Genomic DNA, 16,688 nt, shown 5'->3' with positions numbered 1-16,688 from the left:
TAGCAATCATCTTACCCCGAGGGCTTCAGTACGCCTCGGGCACGTACATCGACGCGGGCACCGGCTGGCGCAGGTACTCGGGGTTGCGCACGCGGTCGGGCAGCACCACCGCCGGATGCGGCACCTCCTGGTAGGGCAGCTGCGACAGCAGGTGGGCGATGCAGTTCAGGCGCGCCTTTTTCTTGTCCACCGCCTGCACCACCCACCAGGGCGCCTCGGGGATGTGGGTGCGTTCCAGCATGGTTTCCTTGGCCTTGGTATAGGCCTCCCAGCGCACGCGGCTTTCCAGGTCCATGGGGCTGAGCTTCCACTGCTTGAGCGGGTCGTGGATGCGCCCGAGGAAGCGCAGGTGCTGCTCCTCGTCGGTGATCGAGAACCAGTACTTGACGAGCGTGATGCCCGAGCGCACCAGCATCTTCTCGAACTCGGGCACCGTGCGGAAGAATTCCTCGTATTCGTCGTCGGTGCAAAAGCCCATGACCCGCTCGACACCCGCGCGGTTGTACCAGCTGCGGTCGAACAGCACCATTTCGCCGGCGGCGGGCAGGTGCGCCACATAGCGCTGGAAGTACCACTGCGTGCGCTCGCGGTCGTTGGGCGCGGGCAGCGCGGCCACGCGGGCCACGCGCGGGTTCAGGCGCTGGGTGATGCGCTTGATCACGCCGCCCTTGCCCGCCGCGTCGCGCCCCTCGAACAGGATCACCACCTTCTGGCGGCTGTGCTGCACCCAGTCCTGCAGCTTGACGAGCTCGCCCTGCAGGCGGAACAGCTCCTTGAAGTAAAGCTGGCGCGCCAGCTTGTCCGTGGGCTGGGGCGCGCCGAGATCGTCCACGTTGCGGTCCTCGATCTCCAGCTCCAGCTCTTCGTCGTAGCTGTCGATCAGGTCGTTGGCGATGCGCTGCATCAAGTCCTGGGTGTCAAGGGTGTTCTGGTGAAACATGGGCAACCGATCCGTGCAGGCAAATAGACAGAGAGATGCGCCATCGTGGCGCCGGCAGGTGACAGTGTTGTGACATCGGCGTGATCTGTCACGGCGCTGTCACGCCCGCGCGCCAACATGCGGCGGTGCCAGCCTGTCTCCCTCCTTTCCGCCGCGCGCCCTCTTTGCCGTGAATGCCCACCTGAACTACGGCGGCGATGCCGCCGGGCTGATCTGCGGCTATCTGCTGGATGCCGACGCACCCCCGCGCGAAGTCGATTCGGCGCAGGCCGCGCAGTGGCTGAGCGCGCTGCGGCATCCGCCAGCCACGGGCACCGCAGCGCCGCAAGCGGAGCACGCCACCACCTTCCTGTGGCTGCATTTCAACCTGAGCCACGCGCAGGCCGTGCGCTGGATGGAGCGGCACGCCGGCCTGCCCGAGGCCTTCTTCGATGCGCTCAAGGACCGCTCGGTATCGACGCGCATCGAGCGCGACGACGACACGCTGATCGCCGTCCTCAACGACGCGCACTTCGACTTCGCGTTCGAGCCCTCGGACATCGCCACGCTCTGGACCAGCGTGGCGCCGCGCCTGATGGTGACCGGGCGCACGCGGCCGCTGCGCTCGGTGGATGCGCTGCGCACGGCGGTGCGCAGCGGGCAGGCGCCGCGATCCAGCGTGGCCCTGCTGGCCGAACTGATGCGCACCCAGGCCTCGGGCCTGGTGGACATCGTGCGCGGGGTGACCCAGCGCATCGACGACGTGGAGGACGAGCTACTGGCCGGCCGCCTGGACCACAAGCGCGCGCGGCTCGGGGTGCTGCGGCGCCTGCTCGTGCGCCTGCAGCGGCTGCTGGCCCCCGAGCCCGCCGCGCTGTTTCGCCTGCTGCAGCACCCGCCCGCATGGATGGGCGCGGACGATGCCCAGGAGCTGCGCGACTCCACGGAGGAATTCTCGGTGGTGCTGCGCGACATGCAGGGCCTGCAGGAGCGCATCAAGCTGCTGCAGGAAGAGATCGCCGCCAACGTGCAGGAAGCCAACAGCCGCAGCCTCTTCGTGCTGACGGTGGTGACCGTGCTGGCCCTGCCCATCAACATCCTGGCGGGGCTGTTCGGCATGAACGTGGGCGGCGTGCCGCTGGCGGACAACGGGCACGGTTTCTGGATCATCGTGGCCGTGGTGGCCGCCTTCACGGCGGTGGCGGGCTGGCTGGCGCTGCGGGACACCCGCGATCGGTAGGTGCGGGCCCGGGCATGTCTACAATCGCGCCCCTTGCCCTGCTCCCGGACCGCTTTCCACCATGAACATCGTCGTCAACGAAGAACTCAAAGCCTATATCGAACCCCTGACCCCCGACGAGCACGAGGCCCTGGAGCGCAGCATCCTGGCCGAGGGCTGCCGCGACGCGCTGGTGCTGTGGGGCGACGTGCTGGTGGACGGCCACAACCGCTACGGCATCTGCCAGAAGCACGGCCTGCCCTTCCAGACGGTGCAGAACCCGCGTTTCCAGTCGATGGAGGACGTGCACCTGTGGATGATCGACCAGCACCTGGGGCGCCGCAGCGTGTCGGACTTCCAGCGCGGTGTGCTGGCCCTGCGCAAGCGCGAGATCATGGCCGAGCGCAAGGCGCGCGCCCCGGAGCCTTCGGAGTCACCCGACACCCTGGCCGCGGACGCCCCGGCGGCGCCCGAGACCGCTGCCGCCCTGCCTGCCCCCGATCCGCTGGCCAGCCGCGAGGCCATCGCCCGGGCCGCGCGGCTGAGCAGCAGCCAGGTGGTGATGATCGAGAAGATCCAGAAGCAGGCCGCCCCCGAGCTGGTGGCCGCCGTGAAGTCCGGCACCATTTCCATCAACGCCGCCGCCGCCGTGTCCACGCTGCCCGCCGAGGAGCAGGTGGCGGCCGTCGCCGCGGGCAAGGATGAGCTCAAGCAGGCCGCCAAGCGCGTGCGCGCACTCAACAAGCGCAAGCCGCGCGACGAAGCGCGTTCAGAGGAAGAAGAAAAGGAAGAAAAGGCTGAGCCACAGCCGGGCACGGGCGCCGAGGGAAGTGCCGACGAGCTGCAGGCCCTGCGCCACCGCGTGGCGGAACTCACCGCCGAGAACACCGAGCTGCGCCGGCAGCTGGCACAGCTACGGGCCGACCAGCCCGCGCACAGCGCGCCGTTCTAGCCGCGCAGTGCGTTGAGGCGGTCGGCAATCAGGTCGATGTCCAGACCGTCTTCGGCATGGGCCAGATAGGCCTGCAGGTCGGCCACGGCCTCGGCGGTATTGCCCCGCTCGGCATGGGCCAGCCCCCGGTCGCGCCGCTCGCCCCAGGCCTCGGGCAGCAGCACGATGAGCCGGTCGAGCACGGTGATCAGGCGCTGCCAGTCCTGCTGGGTGCGGTGCACCTCTTTCAGGTTGCGCAGCATGCGCGCGATGATGTCGCGCGGCGTGGCCGCCTGCAGGTACAGGCCCAGCGGCACATCGTAGTCGTCCACCAGGCCATTGCGTCGCTTGTAGGGCTCCAGCCGCTCGGCCAGTTCCTCGCGGCTGAGCGACTGGCCCGAGATCGGGTCGAGCACCACCTGCCCCTTGGGCAGCAGCACCTTGACCATGAAGTGCCCGGGGAACGCGATGCCCCGCGCATGCAGGCCCAGGCCCTGGGCCAGCTCCATCCACAGCACGGCCAGCGAAATCGGGATGCCCCGGCGCGTGCGCAGCACGGCGTTGAGGTAGCTGTTCTCGGGGTCGTAGTAGTTGTTGACGTTGCCGCCAAAACCCAGGTCGGCGAAGAAGAACTGGTTGAGGGTGCGCAGGCGCTGCAGCGCGGGCGCATCGGCGGGCAGGCGGCGCTTGATGCGGGCGAGCAGCTGGTCCATGTCGCCCAGCAACTGCTGCACATCCAGTTCCGGGTACTCGTCGTGGGCCAGGCTGGCCGCGGCCTCCAGCAGCGGAAAGTGGTCGTCGCTCTGCACCAGCGATGCAAAGTACTCCAGCGAGGTGGGCACGGAATAGCTCAGGGACATATGGCAGGGTTGTAAGTGCCGCGCCGGCCTGCGTCAAGCGACAGAAGGCACCGCTTGGCAGCACATTTGCGGCCTTTGCCGCCGTCAGCGCCGCAGCAGCTGGCGCAGCTTGAGGCCGGCCGCCCACAGCGCGCCGAAGTACAGCACGGCCGCCGCAGCCATGAGCCCGGCCAGCAGCCCTATGCGCCGAAGGGTCTGCCCCTTCATCGCCACCCAGTCGAAGTGCTGCGCGCCCCACGCCAGCAGCAGGGCCAGCAAGGCGCTCGCGGCGATCACCTGCAGGGCGAACTTGCCCCAGCCAGGCAAGGGCCGGTAGCTGCCGCGCCGCAGCAGGCCGATCAGCAGCCAGGCGGCATTGACGAGGGCCCCGATGCCGATGGTCAGCGTCAGGGCGGCGTGCTGCAGGTAGCGCACCAGCACCAGGTTCATCAGCTGCGTCAGCACCAGCACCGCCACCGCAATGAGCATGGGGGTGCGCATGTCGTGCTTGGCATAGAAACCGGGCGCCAGCACCTTGATGGCCACAATGCCCACCAGGCCCACGCCATAACCCGTGAGTGCCAGGGTGGTTTGGCGCACGTCCTGGTCGCCAAAGGCCCCATAGTGGTACAGCACCGCCACCAGCGGCTCTGAAAAGACCAGCAAGGCCACCATGCAGGGCACCGACAGCAACACCACCAGGCGCAGCCCCCAGTCAAGCATGGCCGAATACCTTTCGTCGTCCTGCTTGGCGCGGGCGCTGGCCAGCTGCGGCATCAGCACCACCCCCAGCGCCACGCCCAGCAGCGCGGTCGGCAGCTCCATCAGCCGGTCGGCGTAGGTGATCCAGCTCACGCTGCCGGTGGCCAGGTGCGAAGCGATCTGCGTGTTGATGAGCAGCGAGACCTGCGCCACGCTCACCCCCAACAGCGCGGGCAGCATCAGGCGGATCACCTTGCGCGTGGTGGGGTCCGACCAGGCGGCCCGGATCGCCGCCCAGCGCACCCCGATGCGCGGCAGCAGCCCCAGGCGCGCCAGCGCGGGCACCTGGATGGCCAGCTGCAGCAGCCCCCCCACCATGACCCCGGCGGCCTGCGCGTAGATGGGCTCGATGCCATGGCGGGCGAACCAGGGCGCCCCCAGGACGATCGAGAGAATGAGCGCGATGTTGAGCAGCACCGGCGACGCCGCGGGCACCGCGAACTTCTTCCAGGTATTGAGAATGCCCCCCGCCAGGGCCACCAGCGACATGAAGCCGATGTAGGGGAACATCCAGCGCGTCATGGTGACGGCGGCGTCAAAACCCTGGGGCGACTGCTGGAGCCCGCTGGCCATGCCCCACACCATCCAGGGGGCGCCCAGCACACCGGCAATACACAGCAGCACCAGCGTCCATGCGAGCAAGGTGCCCACATGGTTGATCAGCGCCCGGGCCCCTTCGTCGCCCTCCTGGGCACGGGTGGCGGACAGCACCGGCACGAACGCCTGGCTGAAGGCCCCTTCGCCGAGGACCCGGCGAAACAGGTTGGGAATGCGGAACGCCACATTGAAGGCGTCCGTCATGGCGCTGACCCCGAAGACCGAGGCCATGAGCAGCTCCCGCACCAGCCCGGTGATGCGGGAGACGAGGGTCAGGAGGGAGACGGTGGAGGCGGCTTTGAACAGTGACACCGCAAGAAGTGTAGCCCCCCTGTGCCGCTGCGCGCCGTCCCCCAGGAGCGTCTCCCAGGGAGGCCGCACCCGGTGGCCTGGCAGAGCCGGTTCCACGGGTGCGCAGGCGATGGCAACGCGCCGGCAGCAGCCGCCGTGACCACGGTAAGTGGCTCTGGGCTATAATCGCGGGCTTTGCTGGCATCATCCTCAGACTCAAGGAATCAAAACCATGGCATCCGCTAAACCCAAGAAGAAGAACCCGCGCCTGGCGTCGGGCCGCAAGCGCGTCCGTCAGGACGTCAAGATCAACGCTGCGAACACCTCGCTGCGCTCCAAATACCGTACCGCTGTCAAGAACGTCGAAAAGGCTGTTCTGGCTGGCGACAAGACCAAGGCGACCGAACTGTTCGCCAAGATGCAGGCCGTGGTCGACACCGTGGCTGACAAGGGCATCTTCCACAAGAACAAGGCTGCTCGCGACAAGAGCCGTCTGTCCGCCAAGGTGAAAGCCCTGGCCTTGGCCGCCTGACCCACTTCAGGCAAACAGCCCGAACGGCATCCGCCGTTCGCCGTTTGTAACGGGTGCGCTGCCAGCAAACGAACAAACCGCCTTCGGGCGGTTTTTTCGTTTCTGGATGCAAATGGCGCGCCCCGTCTCTTTACGATAAATTATTGAAGAACCATAATTATTGGAATTTCATAAAAACCAATAAACCATGACCTTCCGGCGAACCGCCCTCGCGCAGGAGATGGCCACGCAATTGCTGCGGCCCTCGTTTCTCGACACGTCGCTGCGCTCGGGCCTGTTCCTGGCGGGGCAGCGGCGCGTGGGCAAGACCACCTTCCTGGCCACCGACCTGATCCCCGCGCTGGAGGCCCTGGGCGCCATCGTGGTCTATGTGGACCTGTGGAGCCAGCCCCAGGCCAACCCGGCCGACCTGGTGCACGAGGCGATCCGCAAGGCCTTGAAGGAGCTCCAGACGCCGGGCTCGGCCATCCTCAGGCGGCTCAAGGATGTCTCCAGCGTCGATGCCGGCGCGGCGGGGTTCAAGTTCGGGTTCAAGCTCTCCGATGTGGGCAAGGAAAAAGGTGTGAGCCTGGCCCAGGCGTTCAAGGAACTGATCGACCAGGCCCGCACGGACGTGGTGCTCATCATCGACGAGGTCCAGCACGCCCTGGGCAGCGCCGACGGCGACAACATGCTGCACGCGCTCAAGGCCGCGCGCGACGCCATCAACACCCGCCCCGGCACGCCCGGCTATTTCCTGTTCCTGGGCACGGGCTCCCACCGCGCGCGGGTGCAGGAGCTCACGCTCAAGGGCAACCAGGCGTTCAACGGCGCGGTGACCAACGAGTTTCCGGTGCTGGGCCGGGACTTCATCGACTACGTGCTGGAGCAGGTCCGCCCCCAGCTCGGGCCCATGCTCCCGGCCCCGGACGTCGCGGAGGCGGCCTTCAAAAGCATGGGGAGCCGGCCCGAGGAGCTGATGAAGGCCCTGAACATCCTGCGCAGCCTGCCGCCGGACGCGCGGCCCGACGAACATCTGCCGACCATCGCCCAATCGCTGGGCGCGGCCGCGGCCGACGTCGAACTGCAGAAGGTGGAAGCCATGGGCCCTCTGGCCGAGGCCGTGTTCTCGCGCATCTGCAGCATCGGTGGCGACGTCAAGGGCGTGTTCACCGCCGACGCCCTCAAGGCCTACGCAGCGCAGATTGGCCGCGAGGCCACGGCCCAGGAGGTACAGGGCGTGATCGGGATGATGACCTCGGCCAACCTGCTCATGCGCGTCCGGCACGGGCACTACGGGGTGACGGACCCGTTCGTGGAGAAGGCCTGGATGGCCAGACTGCGGTCGGACCAGCTCCTGCGCGCCAGCCCCGCACCGGATCCTGACCACGGTGCAGCGTGATCGCAAAACACTGAACGGCGGTGGGACCGGGGCCCCGGAAGTGGCCGGCCACGCCACGAAAGACGCTCCGCACCCGCCGGCGCACCGGGGGAAAGGTCAAGGCCTGGTGGAAGGCGCCGGGGGCGGGTCTGGCAACAGGCAGGCTTCGGCCACCTGCAGATTGTTGTCCCGTGCGAAGTTGATGACGAAGTCCCAGGCCATGGGTTCGTGGTCGCGCAGGTCGCGGTGCACCACCACGCACTTCACCCCGTTGAGCGTGGTCGGAATGCACCAGGGCGAGTAACTCAAATGGCTGCCGGGCCGCGCTCCGCCCGGGCGAAAACTGCTCATCACCCCGGCCAGCCGCTCGGCCCAATCACTGGGGCGAAAGGTCTTCCCGTCATGGGTAATGCCCTGGATGAAGACTTCTTTGGAGGTGGGGGAAACCATCGGGATTGGAGTGGTAGTGGGGCGCGGCCAAGGCAGGATCACTGCATGCTGCACCGCAACGCGCATTCTAACTCTTATATAAGAGCTGGGACCCTAATCCACATGCTGGACTCCGGATCAGGCCCCGAAACAGCGTGGGCCGCGCCGCATTGCAGTAATGCGCAATCGTCAACAGCCGTTCATCGTGCTCCCCCTAGAATCGTGCTTCGCTTTCTCGGGCTTCGATCCCTCAAGGGCAGCCCATCACCGTACCGTCAGGAGATTTCTGCATGACCGCCACCACCCCGGCAGCTTCGCCCCACGTGATGAACACCTATGGCCGCGTACCCATCGCGCTGGCCCGTGGCCAGGGCAGCCGAGTCTGGGACGTGAACGGCAAGGAATACCTGGACGGCCTGGGCGGCATCGCCGTGAACACCCTGGGCCACAACCACGCCAAGCTCGTGCCCGCGCTGCAGGACCAGATCACCAAGCTGATCCACACCTCCAACTACTACCACGTGCCGCTGCAGGAACAGCTCGCGGCCAAGCTGGTGGAGCTGTCGGGCATGCAGAACGTGTTCTTCTGCAACTCGGGCCTGGAGGCCAATGAGGCGGCCCTGAAGATCGCCCGCAAGTTCGGCGTGGACAAGGGCATCGCCAAGCCCGAGATCGTGGTGTACGAGAAGGCCTTCCACGGCCGCTCTATCGCCACCATGTCGGCCACGGGCAACCCCAAGATCTACAGCGGCTTCGGCCCGCTGGTGGAAGGCTTCATCCGCGTGCCGCCGAACGACATCGAAGCCATCAGGAAGGCCACCGAAGGCAACCCCAACGTGGTGGCCGTGTTCTTCGAGACCATCCAGGGCGAAGGCGGCATCAACCCGATGCGCATCGAATACCTGCAGCAGCTGCGCAAGCTGTGCAACGAGCGTGGCTGGCTCATGATGATCGACGAAGTGCAGTGCGGCATGGGCCGCACCGGCAAGTGGTTCGCCCACCAATGGGCGGGCATCGTGCCCGACGTGATGCCCCTGGCCAAGGGCCTGGGCTCGGGCGTGCCGATCGGCGCGGTGGTGGCCGGCCCCAAGGCCGCCAACGTGCTGCAGCCCGGCAACCACGGCACCACCTTCGGCGGCAACCCGCTGGCGATGCGCGCCGGGGTCGAGACCATCCGCATCATGGAAGAGGACGGCCTGCTGCACAACGCCGTCACCGTGGGCGACCACCTGCGCGCGGCGCTGCAGCGCGAGCTGGGCAGCCTGCCCGGCGTGAAGGAGATTCGCGGCCAGGGCCTGATGCTGGGCATCGAGCTTGCCAAGCCCTGCGGCGCGCTGATTGGCCGCGCGGCCGAGGCGGGCCTGCTGCTGTCGGTCACGGCCGACAGCGTGATCCGCCTGGTGCCGCCGCTGATCCTCACCACCGCCGAGGCCGACGAGATCGTCGCCAAGCTGACCCCGCTGGTCAAGGCCATCCTGGCCGAATAGGCCCGCCGCGATACATTGCATCCATGAAACATTACCTGCAGTTCAACGACCTCACCGCCGACGAATACGCCTACCTGTTCGAGCGCGCCGCGCTCATCAAGAAGAAATTCAAGGCCTACGAAAAGCACCACCCGCTGGTGGACCGCACGCTGGCCATGATCTTCGAGAAGGCCAGCACGCGCACGCGCGTGAGCTTCGAGGCCGGCATGTACCAGCTGGGCGGCTCCGTGGTGCACCTGACCACGGGCGACAGCCAGCTGGGCCGCGCCGAGCCCATCGAGGACAGTGCCAAGGTCATCAGCCGCATGGTCGACCTGGTGATGATCCGCACCTACGAGCAGGCCAAGATCGAGCGCTTTGCCGCCAACTCGCGCGTGCCGGTCATCAATGGCCTGACCAACGAATACCACCCCTGCCAGATCCTGGCCGACATCTTCACCTTCATCGAGCACCGCGGCGCCATCAAGGGCAAGACCGTGGCCTGGGTGGGCGATGGCAACAACATGGCCAACACCTGGCTGCAGGCGGCATCGCTGCTGGGCTTCAAGGTGCACGTGAGCACGCCGCGCGGCTACGAAGTGGATGAGAAACTGGCCGCTGGCGCAGGCGGGATCAGCGCTGGCAGCTATCAATTCTTTAGCAACCCGCTGGAAGCCTGCCAAGGCGCCGACCTGGTGACCACCGACGTGTGGACCAGCATGGGCTACGAGGCCGAGAACGAAGAGCGCAAGAAAGCCTTCGCCGACTGGTGCGTGGACGCCGAAATGATGGCCGCCGCCAAGCCGGACGCCCTGTTCATGCACTGCCTGCCCGCCCACCGGGGCGAAGAAGTCGAGGCCGACGTGATCGATGGGCCGCAGTCCGTGGTGTGGGACGAGGCAGAAAACAGGATGCACGTGCAAAAGGCACTCATGGAGTACCTTTTGCTCGGCCGGATTGCATGACATGCGATCCGGTGGCGCGCCCGCGCCGGCAGCCTGTTTCGGCGCAGGCTCATGTCCGCACAGCGGACGTGAAGCGGCCGCAGGCCGCGCGCCGAAGCCACAACAGGATGCACGTGCAAAAGGCACTCATGGAGTACCTTTTGCTCGGCCGCGTGGCCTGATCCACTTCTCCACCATGCCCTGGCGCCGCCAGCCCGTCCATGGCGCCGAACTGCAGGCGCACTGGAACGCGCTGGGCCAGTCGCTGGGCCGCGACACCCCCGCCTGGCGCGCCGAGGGCCGGCGCCTCATCCTGGGCTGGGCCCACTGGCCCCGCGCGTACCACGACACCACGCACCTGTGGGCCTGCCTGCGGCACCTGCAGGCCGTGCAGGACCAGCAGCCCGGTGCCCTGCAAGACCCCCATGCCACCGCCCTCGCCCTGTGGTTCCATGACGCGATCTATTGGCCGTGGAGCAAGCACAACGAGGAGCGCAGTGCCGACGGGGCCATGCGCTTCCTGCGCAGCCAGAACCTGCCCGAGCCCATGGTCCTGCGCGTGCACCAGCACATCCTCGACACCCGCCACAACCCCGGCGCGCTGGCCGGTGATGCGCAATGGGTTGTCGACATCGACCTGGCCATCCTCGGCCAGAGCGATGCGGTGTACCGCCAGTTCGAGCGCAACGTGCGGCGTGAGTACTTCTTCGTGCGCTGGCCACGCTATGTAGCGGGGCGCAGCGCGGTGCTGCAGGGGTTTCTGGAGCGGCCGCGAATCTATGGCACGGAATGGTTCCATGAACGCCATGAAGCGCAGGCGCGCATCAACCTAAGCAACGCCTTGGCAGCCCTGCGAGCGGGAACGCTCTACGCCTGAGCCCCCATCAGTCGCAGGGTTCGAATCGCTTGCACTCGTCAGCAATGTAGATGGCGGTCAGCGTGTTTTCACCGTCCACGCGCCGGGCCTGAAACCTGACCCATGCGCCCTCGGAGATGCCGGCCAGAAGGCTTGCGTCGACGACCCGAAAGGTCTGCGTCGCGAACGGAATCTTCGCGCGGGGCAGCAACTTCAGGCGCACATACAGCTTCTTGCCGCCGCTCCCGCTTTCGCGGTCCACGGACACCACACGCGCCCGCGTGTAGACCGCTTCCGTGGAACCTTGATCAGCCGCCTGCGCGGCGGCAGCGCCAGCACCGATCATCGCCCACACCGTCAGAACCCAGGCACCGCGCGGCATGGTCAAAACGCCCACGCGCCCAGCTGGTAGTAGTCGAACCCACCCGTGCGCCCGCCCAGGCATTGGGCCAGGAAGTCTTCGGTCTTGCGGTACATGGTGAGGTTGTTGCTCCACTTCTGGTTGCCATGGCCGTCGCCGGTGAAGGTGACGTAGTCCACCTCCTTGCCCGCCTTGCGCAGTGCGGCCACCATCCGTTCGGACTGATCCAGCTTCACCCGGGGGTCGTTCACGCCATGCATGACGAGGATGGGCTTTTGCGCATGCTCGGCGCGGTACAGGGGCGACTTGGCATCCATGCGGGCGCGGTCCTCCGGCACGGCCGGATTGCCCACATAGCGATGCCACCAGGGCAGGCCCAGCTCCCAATAGGGCGGCGCGGCCTCCAGCAGCCGGGCGATGTCCGTCACGCCCACCACGTCCACGGCGCAGGCAAAGACCTCAGGGGTAAAGGTCGCGCCGACCAGCGCCGAGTAGCCGCCGTAGCTCGCGCCGTAGATCGCCACGCGCGTCGGGTCGGCCACGCCCTGCTCCACGGCCCAGCGCACGCCGTCCACTAGGTCATCGTGCATGCGTCCCGCGAATTCGCCCCTGGCCTTTTCCATGTGGGAGCGGCCATAGCCGCTGGAGCCACGGTAGTTGACCTGCAGCACGGCATAGCCCCGGTTGGCAAGGAACTGCTGCATCGCACGGCTTGTGGCCCCATCGCCCCAGCGGTCGCGCGCCCAGGGACCGCCATGCACCAGCAGCACCATCGGCAAGCTTTGCTGCGCCACGCCCTGCGGCAGCGTGAGGTATCCGTGGACCGTCAGGCCGTCGCGAGCGGTGTAGGTGATGGGCCTGGTCGGTGCCAGGTCCTTGGCAATCAGGCTCAGGCGGTTTTCCCCGAGGAACCGTGGCTCGTGCCCTTCGCGCAGCAGATAGCTGCGCGTGCCGCGGTCCGTGGAGACAGCTACCGTCAACACGGTGTCGGTGCGGTCCATGCTGGTCACGAACACCTCTGCCGACTGTTCGCCCGCCAGTGCGGACAGCCGCGCGGCCAACGCGGGGTCGAACACCTGGCGCGCCGGGTAGCCTGGCATGAAGTTGGCCACCAAAGGCTCGCGCGTTCGGCGGCTCAGCGTTACGCTGTCCAGGTCCACATCGGGCGATGCGAACAACTCATCCTCGGCGCCGGTGATCATGTCGAGCCGCACCAGCGCCAGCTTGTCGCGGCCACGGTTGGACAGAGCCCACGCCTTGCGCCCCTCGTCGTGCAGGCCAAAGATGCTCAGGGTGTCCCAGCGGCTGCGCTGCGCCACGGTGACCCAGCTGCCGGGCTCCGTGCCTGGACGCTCCAGCAGGGCCTCGTCGCCGCGCAACTGCGCGCGCGCCCGCAGCTGGCCACCCGGGTCCACGCCCCACCAGTTGACGTTGCCAGGGTTGGTGGCCAGCAGCACCGGCGCGCCGCCTGCAGCGCTGACCCGGTACAGGTCGAAGACTTTCTTGTCGCGCTGGTTGGAGGTGACGGTGAAGTCGGCAGTGCCCTCCACGGCGTCCACAAAATGCGCCACCGAACGGGGCGCCGGCATCAGCTCGCGCAAGTCCGTGCCGGGGCCCTCCACTTCGCCCGCAAAGATGCGCGTGTTCTCATCGCCCGTGAGGTCGGCCGTGATGCCCAGCCAGCGGCTGTCTGCGCTGAAGCGGATAGATCGGGCCCGGATGCGGAAGGCCTTGGCACTGCCACCGTCGATAGGCTGCACCCAGATCGCGGGCACCACGCCATCCACGCCGAACCAGGCGATGCGCTGGCCGTCCGGCGACACCCGGTAACCACCGGTGGACTGCCGGCTGGCCACGAAGTCGCGCACCGGCACCAGATCGGGCAACTGACCGCCCACCAGCGCAGGGTGCGCAGGGCCACTGGCGCAACCCGCCAGCCACAGTGCACACACCGCCAGACCTGCCCATGTGCAGAACCGTTTCATTTGCATGCCACCCGCTCCCGATATTGCTTGTTGATGTGCTTGGGATTGTGAAAGAGCCCAGCTTAAGGCACGCCAAAGAAGGCCCGCCGATCGCGCGCGCTACAGGCCGCCGCGCATTGCCAGCCCCCACAATGCCTCCCATGCACATCCTGCTCATCGAAGACGACCTCGACCTGGGCCGCGCGCTGCAGTCCGCGCTCAAGGTCGAGGGCCTGACCAGCGAATGGCTGCGCCGCGCCGTGGATGCGCCGGCCACGGTGGACGCAAACACCATCGACTGCGTGCTGCTGGACCTGACCCTGCCCGACGGCAGCGGGTTCGACCTGCTCGCCCGCTGGCGCGCGCAGGGCCAGCAGGTGCCCATCATCGTGATCACCGCGCGCTCGGCGGTCGAGGACCGGCTGACGGGGCTGGACGGCGGCGCGGACGACTTCGTGATCAAGCCCTTCGCCACGGCCGAGCTGATGTCGCGCATCCGTGCGGTGCTGCGCCGCAGCGCGCGGCAGGCCAGCGAGCGCTGGGTGCTGGGCGAGCTGGTGGTCGAGCCCCGGCGCCACCAGGCGCGGCGCGGCGGCGAGCCGCTGGATCTGTCGCCGCGCGAGTTCCAGCTGCTGCTGGAGCTGGCGCGCGAGCCCGGCGCCGTGGTGCCCAAGGGCGTGCTCGCCCAGCGGCTGGACCCGCTGGGCGAGCCGGTGGATTTCGGCGCCATCGAAGTGCACGTGTCCAACCTGCGCCGCAAGATCGGGCCGGAGCTGATCCGCACCGTGCGCGGGGTGGGCTATCTGCTGCAGGCATGACCCGCCCCATCTCCCTTCCCCGCAAGCTGCACACCGCCTGGACCAGGCTGGCGGAGCCCACGCTGGTGCGCCGCAGCGTGATCTCGGTCATGGTGGCCTTCGTCCTGGTGTGGGTTGTCCTGCTCGGCTACAACTACGTCAACTACAAGCAGGCCATCACCTATGACCCGGGCCTGCAGAAGTATGGCGACGCGGTGCTGGACTCGCTGGCTCACCTCACGGACCGTTCGCAAGCCTCCGCCGCTCTGGCCTCGACCGACCACTGGACCAACATCCGCCGCCGCCAGATCGGCCTGCTGCCCGGCACATTGCTGCATGAACTGAAAGACGCCGCCACCGGCCAGCCGGTATTCGCATCGCCCGGACTGCAACCGTTGACGCCGCCGCCCGCCACGCCAGAAGCGGTGGGCGTGATCACGGAGGCCCGTCTGGGCGGCACCGTCTACCGCATCTACACGGGCCACAACGCGCGCTGGGCCTTGCGGGTGATCGAGCCCAAACGCACGGACTCCAACTTCCTGCAGTACAACGGCCGTGCGCTGGTGCCCTATCTGCTGCTGGCCTCGCCCTTCGTGCTGCTGCCCGTCTGGCTGTCGGTGCGCAATGGCCTGCGCCCCCTGCAGCAACTCGCCCGGCGCATCGCACAGCGCAACACCGACGACCTGAAGCCCGTGGGCTTCAACGCGCGGCACCGCGAGCTCAAGCCGCTGGAACAGTCGCTGGACCACCTCTTCGCCCAGCTGCGCCAGAAGGTCGAGCGCGAGCGGGCCTTCGTGCAGGATGCCGCGCACGAGATCCGCACGCCGCTGGCCGTGATCACGGCGCAGGCCCATGTGATGGCGCGCTCGCAGAGCGAGGACGAACGCACGCAGGCCCAGGCGCACCTGGAGCAGGCCATTGCCCGCACCTCGCACCTGGCGCAGCAGCTGCTGGACCTGGCCGCGCTCGACGAGGCGCAGCGCCCCGCACCGCGCGACCTGGACGTGGCGCAGTGGCTGCGCGCCGCGCTCGCACAGGCCGCGCCGCAGGCGATGGCGCGGCAGATCGAGCTGTCGCTGGACGCGCCCGACAGCCTGCCCGCGCGGCTCGACCTGCCCGCCTTCGAATCCATCGCGCACAACCTCATCGACAACGCCGTGCGCTATGCCGAGTCGGGCGGCAGCGTGTCGCTCACCCTGCGCGAGGAAGCCGGCGAGCTCCACCTGGCGGTGCAGGACGACGGGCCGGGCATTCCCGCCGCCGAGCGCAGCCGGGTGTTCGAGCGTTTCTACCGGGGCCTGGGGCATGCCGCCAACGGCTCGGGGCTGGGCCTGGCCATCGTGCGGCAGGCCGTGCTGCGCATGGGCGGGCAGGTGCGGCTGGGGGACGGCCTGAATGGCCGGGGCGTGGGCTTTTTCGTCGGCATTCCCCTCCCGCGCGCTGCCTGACAGGTCCTTCCTGGGCCGCCCCGCCAGGCGCATCCGGCCGCCTGCGGCATCTGCGCAGGGCGCCCGTCGCCCTGCCGGGGGGTTCCAGGCCAGAGCCACCGGGCGCGCACGCGGCACGGGCTGCCGCCGCTGGCGGCAGGGCCGATCTTCCAAGCCTGCCACGCAGATCGTTTAGGCTTCAACAAAATGCCAAAGGTGTTGGAAATAACCGACACCATGGTTTTTGCGGGACATGCAAACTTTGTCCCATGCCAACCAGCCCCTCTTCTTCCACAGCCCGCAGGCTCTGGGACATTTCGCCGCCCGTGCACGCTGGCAGCCCCGTGTTCCCGGGCGATACGGCCTACAGCCAGCAGTGGTGCGCCACCATCGGGCCCGGCTGCCCGGTGAACGTGAGCGCCATCACGCTGTCGCCCCACGTGGGCGCGCATGCCGATGCGCCCCTGCACTACGACGAGCATGGCGCCAGCATCGGCGACGTGCCGCTCGACGCCTTCCTGGGCCCCTGCCGCGTGATCCACGCCATCGCGCGCGGGCCGCTCATCACCTGGGACCACATCGCGCACGCGGTGGACGCCACCCTGCCCCAGCGCGTGCTGGTGCGCACCTACGAACACATGCCGGTGGACCGCTGGGATGGCGCGCTGGCGGCCTATGCCCCCGGCACCATCGAGCGGCTGGCCGACCTGGGCGTGCTGCTGGTGGGCATCGACACCGCCAGCATCGACCCGGCGGACAGCAAGACGCTCGACAGCCACCAGGTCATTCGCCGCCGCGGCCTGCGCGTGCTCGAAAACCTGGTGCTCGACGAGGTGCCCGAAGGCGACTACGAGCTCATCGCCCTGCCGCTCAGGCTCGCCACCGCCGACGCATCGCCGGTGCGCGCCGTGCTGCGGCGGCTGGCCTGAACCACCGCATTTTCAAGCCTTTTTGGCCACTACCGCTTGATGGACAAGCGCCAATAGCTATCAAA

General features: G+C 68.0%; 16 protein-coding genes. 10 read left to right on the top strand and 6 right to left on the bottom strand.

Translation table 11 applies throughout. From position 1 onward, the window contains the following. Positions 1-25 precede the first annotated feature (25 nt). Positions 26-940 carry a polyphosphate kinase 2 gene (ppk2, locus tag AC1RCS_RS20350; RefSeq protein ID WP_218341856.1) on the bottom strand — a complete coding sequence of 305 codons (915 nt, stop codon included), beginning with the start codon at positions 938-940 and terminating at the stop codon, positions 26-28. A 169-nt stretch (positions 941-1,109) separates the two neighbouring features. Here ppk2 and AC1RCS_RS20345 point away from each other — a divergent pair, with 169 nt between their 5' ends. Continuing rightward, positions 1,110-2,159: a transporter gene (locus AC1RCS_RS20345; protein WP_218293681.1), complete on the top strand. Its 1,050-nt coding sequence runs from the start codon at positions 1,110-1,112 to the stop codon at positions 2,157-2,159. 61 nt (positions 2,160-2,220) lie between these two features. After that, positions 2,221-3,090 (top strand): plasmid replication/partition related protein, encoded by an 870-nt coding sequence (locus AC1RCS_RS20340; RefSeq protein ID WP_492245816.1) that lies wholly within the window; start codon positions 2,221-2,223, stop codon positions 3,088-3,090. Here the strand turns inward: AC1RCS_RS20340 and AC1RCS_RS20335 are convergent. Then, entirely contained in the window at positions 3,087-3,929 is an 843-nt protein-coding gene (locus AC1RCS_RS20335; RefSeq protein WP_218293679.1) for a SirB1 family protein, read from the bottom strand. The genes AC1RCS_RS20340 and AC1RCS_RS20335 overlap by 4 nt on opposite strands. Before the next feature lie 84 nt (positions 3,930-4,013). Next, on the bottom strand, positions 4,014-5,579 hold the full coding sequence (gene murJ, locus AC1RCS_RS20330) for a murein biosynthesis integral membrane protein MurJ (RefSeq protein ID WP_218293678.1): 1,566 nt from the start codon (positions 5,577-5,579) through the stop codon (positions 4,014-4,016). Between the two features lie 211 nt (positions 5,580-5,790). Between murJ and rpsT the strand changes: the two genes are divergently transcribed. Both rpsT and AC1RCS_RS20320 read left to right on the top strand, forming a co-directional pair. Then, complete coding sequence (rpsT, locus tag AC1RCS_RS20325; RefSeq protein WP_218293677.1) at positions 5,791-6,090, top strand: 30S ribosomal protein S20; 300 nt, start codon at positions 5,791-5,793, stop codon at positions 6,088-6,090. A 187-nt stretch (positions 6,091-6,277) separates the two neighbouring features. Beyond that, positions 6,278-7,471, top strand: a complete 1,194-nt coding sequence (locus tag AC1RCS_RS20320; protein ID WP_218341860.1) for an AAA family ATPase — start codon at positions 6,278-6,280, stop codon at positions 7,469-7,471. A 96-nt stretch (positions 7,472-7,567) separates the two neighbouring features. Here AC1RCS_RS20320 and AC1RCS_RS20315 read toward each other — a convergent pair whose 3' ends face one another. After that, positions 7,568-7,900 carry a DUF3579 domain-containing protein gene (locus tag AC1RCS_RS20315; RefSeq protein ID WP_218341861.1) on the bottom strand — a complete coding sequence of 111 codons (333 nt, stop codon included), beginning with the start codon at positions 7,898-7,900 and terminating at the stop codon, positions 7,568-7,570. Positions 7,901-8,169: 269 nt separating this feature from the next. On the opposite strand from AC1RCS_RS20315, the gene AC1RCS_RS20310 reads away from it, so the two are divergent. The 3 genes from AC1RCS_RS20310 to AC1RCS_RS20300 all read left to right on the top strand — a co-directional run bounded on the left by AC1RCS_RS20310 (position 8,170) and on the right by AC1RCS_RS20300 (position 11,166). Next, entirely contained in the window at positions 8,170-9,366 is a 1,197-nt protein-coding gene (locus AC1RCS_RS20310; RefSeq protein ID WP_492245817.1) for an aspartate aminotransferase family protein, read from the top strand. 23 nt (positions 9,367-9,389) lie between these two features. Next, complete coding sequence (argF, locus tag AC1RCS_RS20305) at positions 9,390-10,310, top strand: ornithine carbamoyltransferase (RefSeq protein WP_369641792.1); 921 nt, start codon at positions 9,390-9,392, stop codon at positions 10,308-10,310. A 175-nt stretch (positions 10,311-10,485) separates the two neighbouring features. Next, positions 10,486-11,166 carry an HD domain-containing protein gene (locus AC1RCS_RS20300; protein WP_492245818.1) on the top strand — a complete coding sequence of 227 codons (681 nt, stop codon included), beginning with the start codon at positions 10,486-10,488 and terminating at the stop codon, positions 11,164-11,166. Positions 11,167-11,173: 7 nt separating this feature from the next. Here AC1RCS_RS20300 and AC1RCS_RS20295 read toward each other — a convergent pair whose 3' ends face one another. Both AC1RCS_RS20295 and AC1RCS_RS20290 read right to left on the bottom strand, forming a co-directional pair. Next, positions 11,174-11,542 (bottom strand): copper-binding protein, encoded by a 369-nt coding sequence (locus AC1RCS_RS20295; RefSeq protein ID WP_492255490.1) that lies wholly within the window; start codon positions 11,540-11,542, stop codon positions 11,174-11,176. Further along, on the bottom strand, positions 11,530-13,497 hold the full coding sequence (locus AC1RCS_RS20290) for a S9 family peptidase (protein WP_492245820.1): 1,968 nt from the start codon (positions 13,495-13,497) through the stop codon (positions 11,530-11,532). The genes AC1RCS_RS20295 and AC1RCS_RS20290 overlap by 13 nt, the downstream gene beginning before the upstream one ends. A gap of 134 nt (positions 13,498-13,631) precedes the next feature. Between AC1RCS_RS20290 and AC1RCS_RS20285 the strand changes: the two genes are divergently transcribed. The 3 genes from AC1RCS_RS20285 to kynB all read left to right on the top strand — a co-directional run bounded on the left by AC1RCS_RS20285 (position 13,632) and on the right by kynB (position 16,623). Continuing rightward, positions 13,632-14,288 carry a response regulator gene (locus AC1RCS_RS20285; protein ID WP_492245821.1) on the top strand — a complete coding sequence of 219 codons (657 nt, stop codon included), beginning with the start codon at positions 13,632-13,634 and terminating at the stop codon, positions 14,286-14,288. After that, positions 14,285-15,715, top strand: a complete 1,431-nt coding sequence (locus AC1RCS_RS20280) for a sensor histidine kinase (protein ID WP_492245822.1) — start codon at positions 14,285-14,287, stop codon at positions 15,713-15,715. Before AC1RCS_RS20285 ends, AC1RCS_RS20280 begins: the two co-directional genes overlap by 4 nt. Before the next feature lie 248 nt (positions 15,716-15,963). After that, positions 15,964-16,623, top strand: a complete 660-nt coding sequence (gene kynB, locus AC1RCS_RS20275) for an arylformamidase (protein WP_492245823.1) — start codon at positions 15,964-15,966, stop codon at positions 16,621-16,623. Positions 16,624-16,688: the final 65 nt, after the last annotated feature.

It is taken from the genome of Acidovorax sp. GW823-FHT01C06, from assembly GCF_058798375.1.
This window is presented reverse-complemented; position numbering and strand designations above follow the sequence as displayed.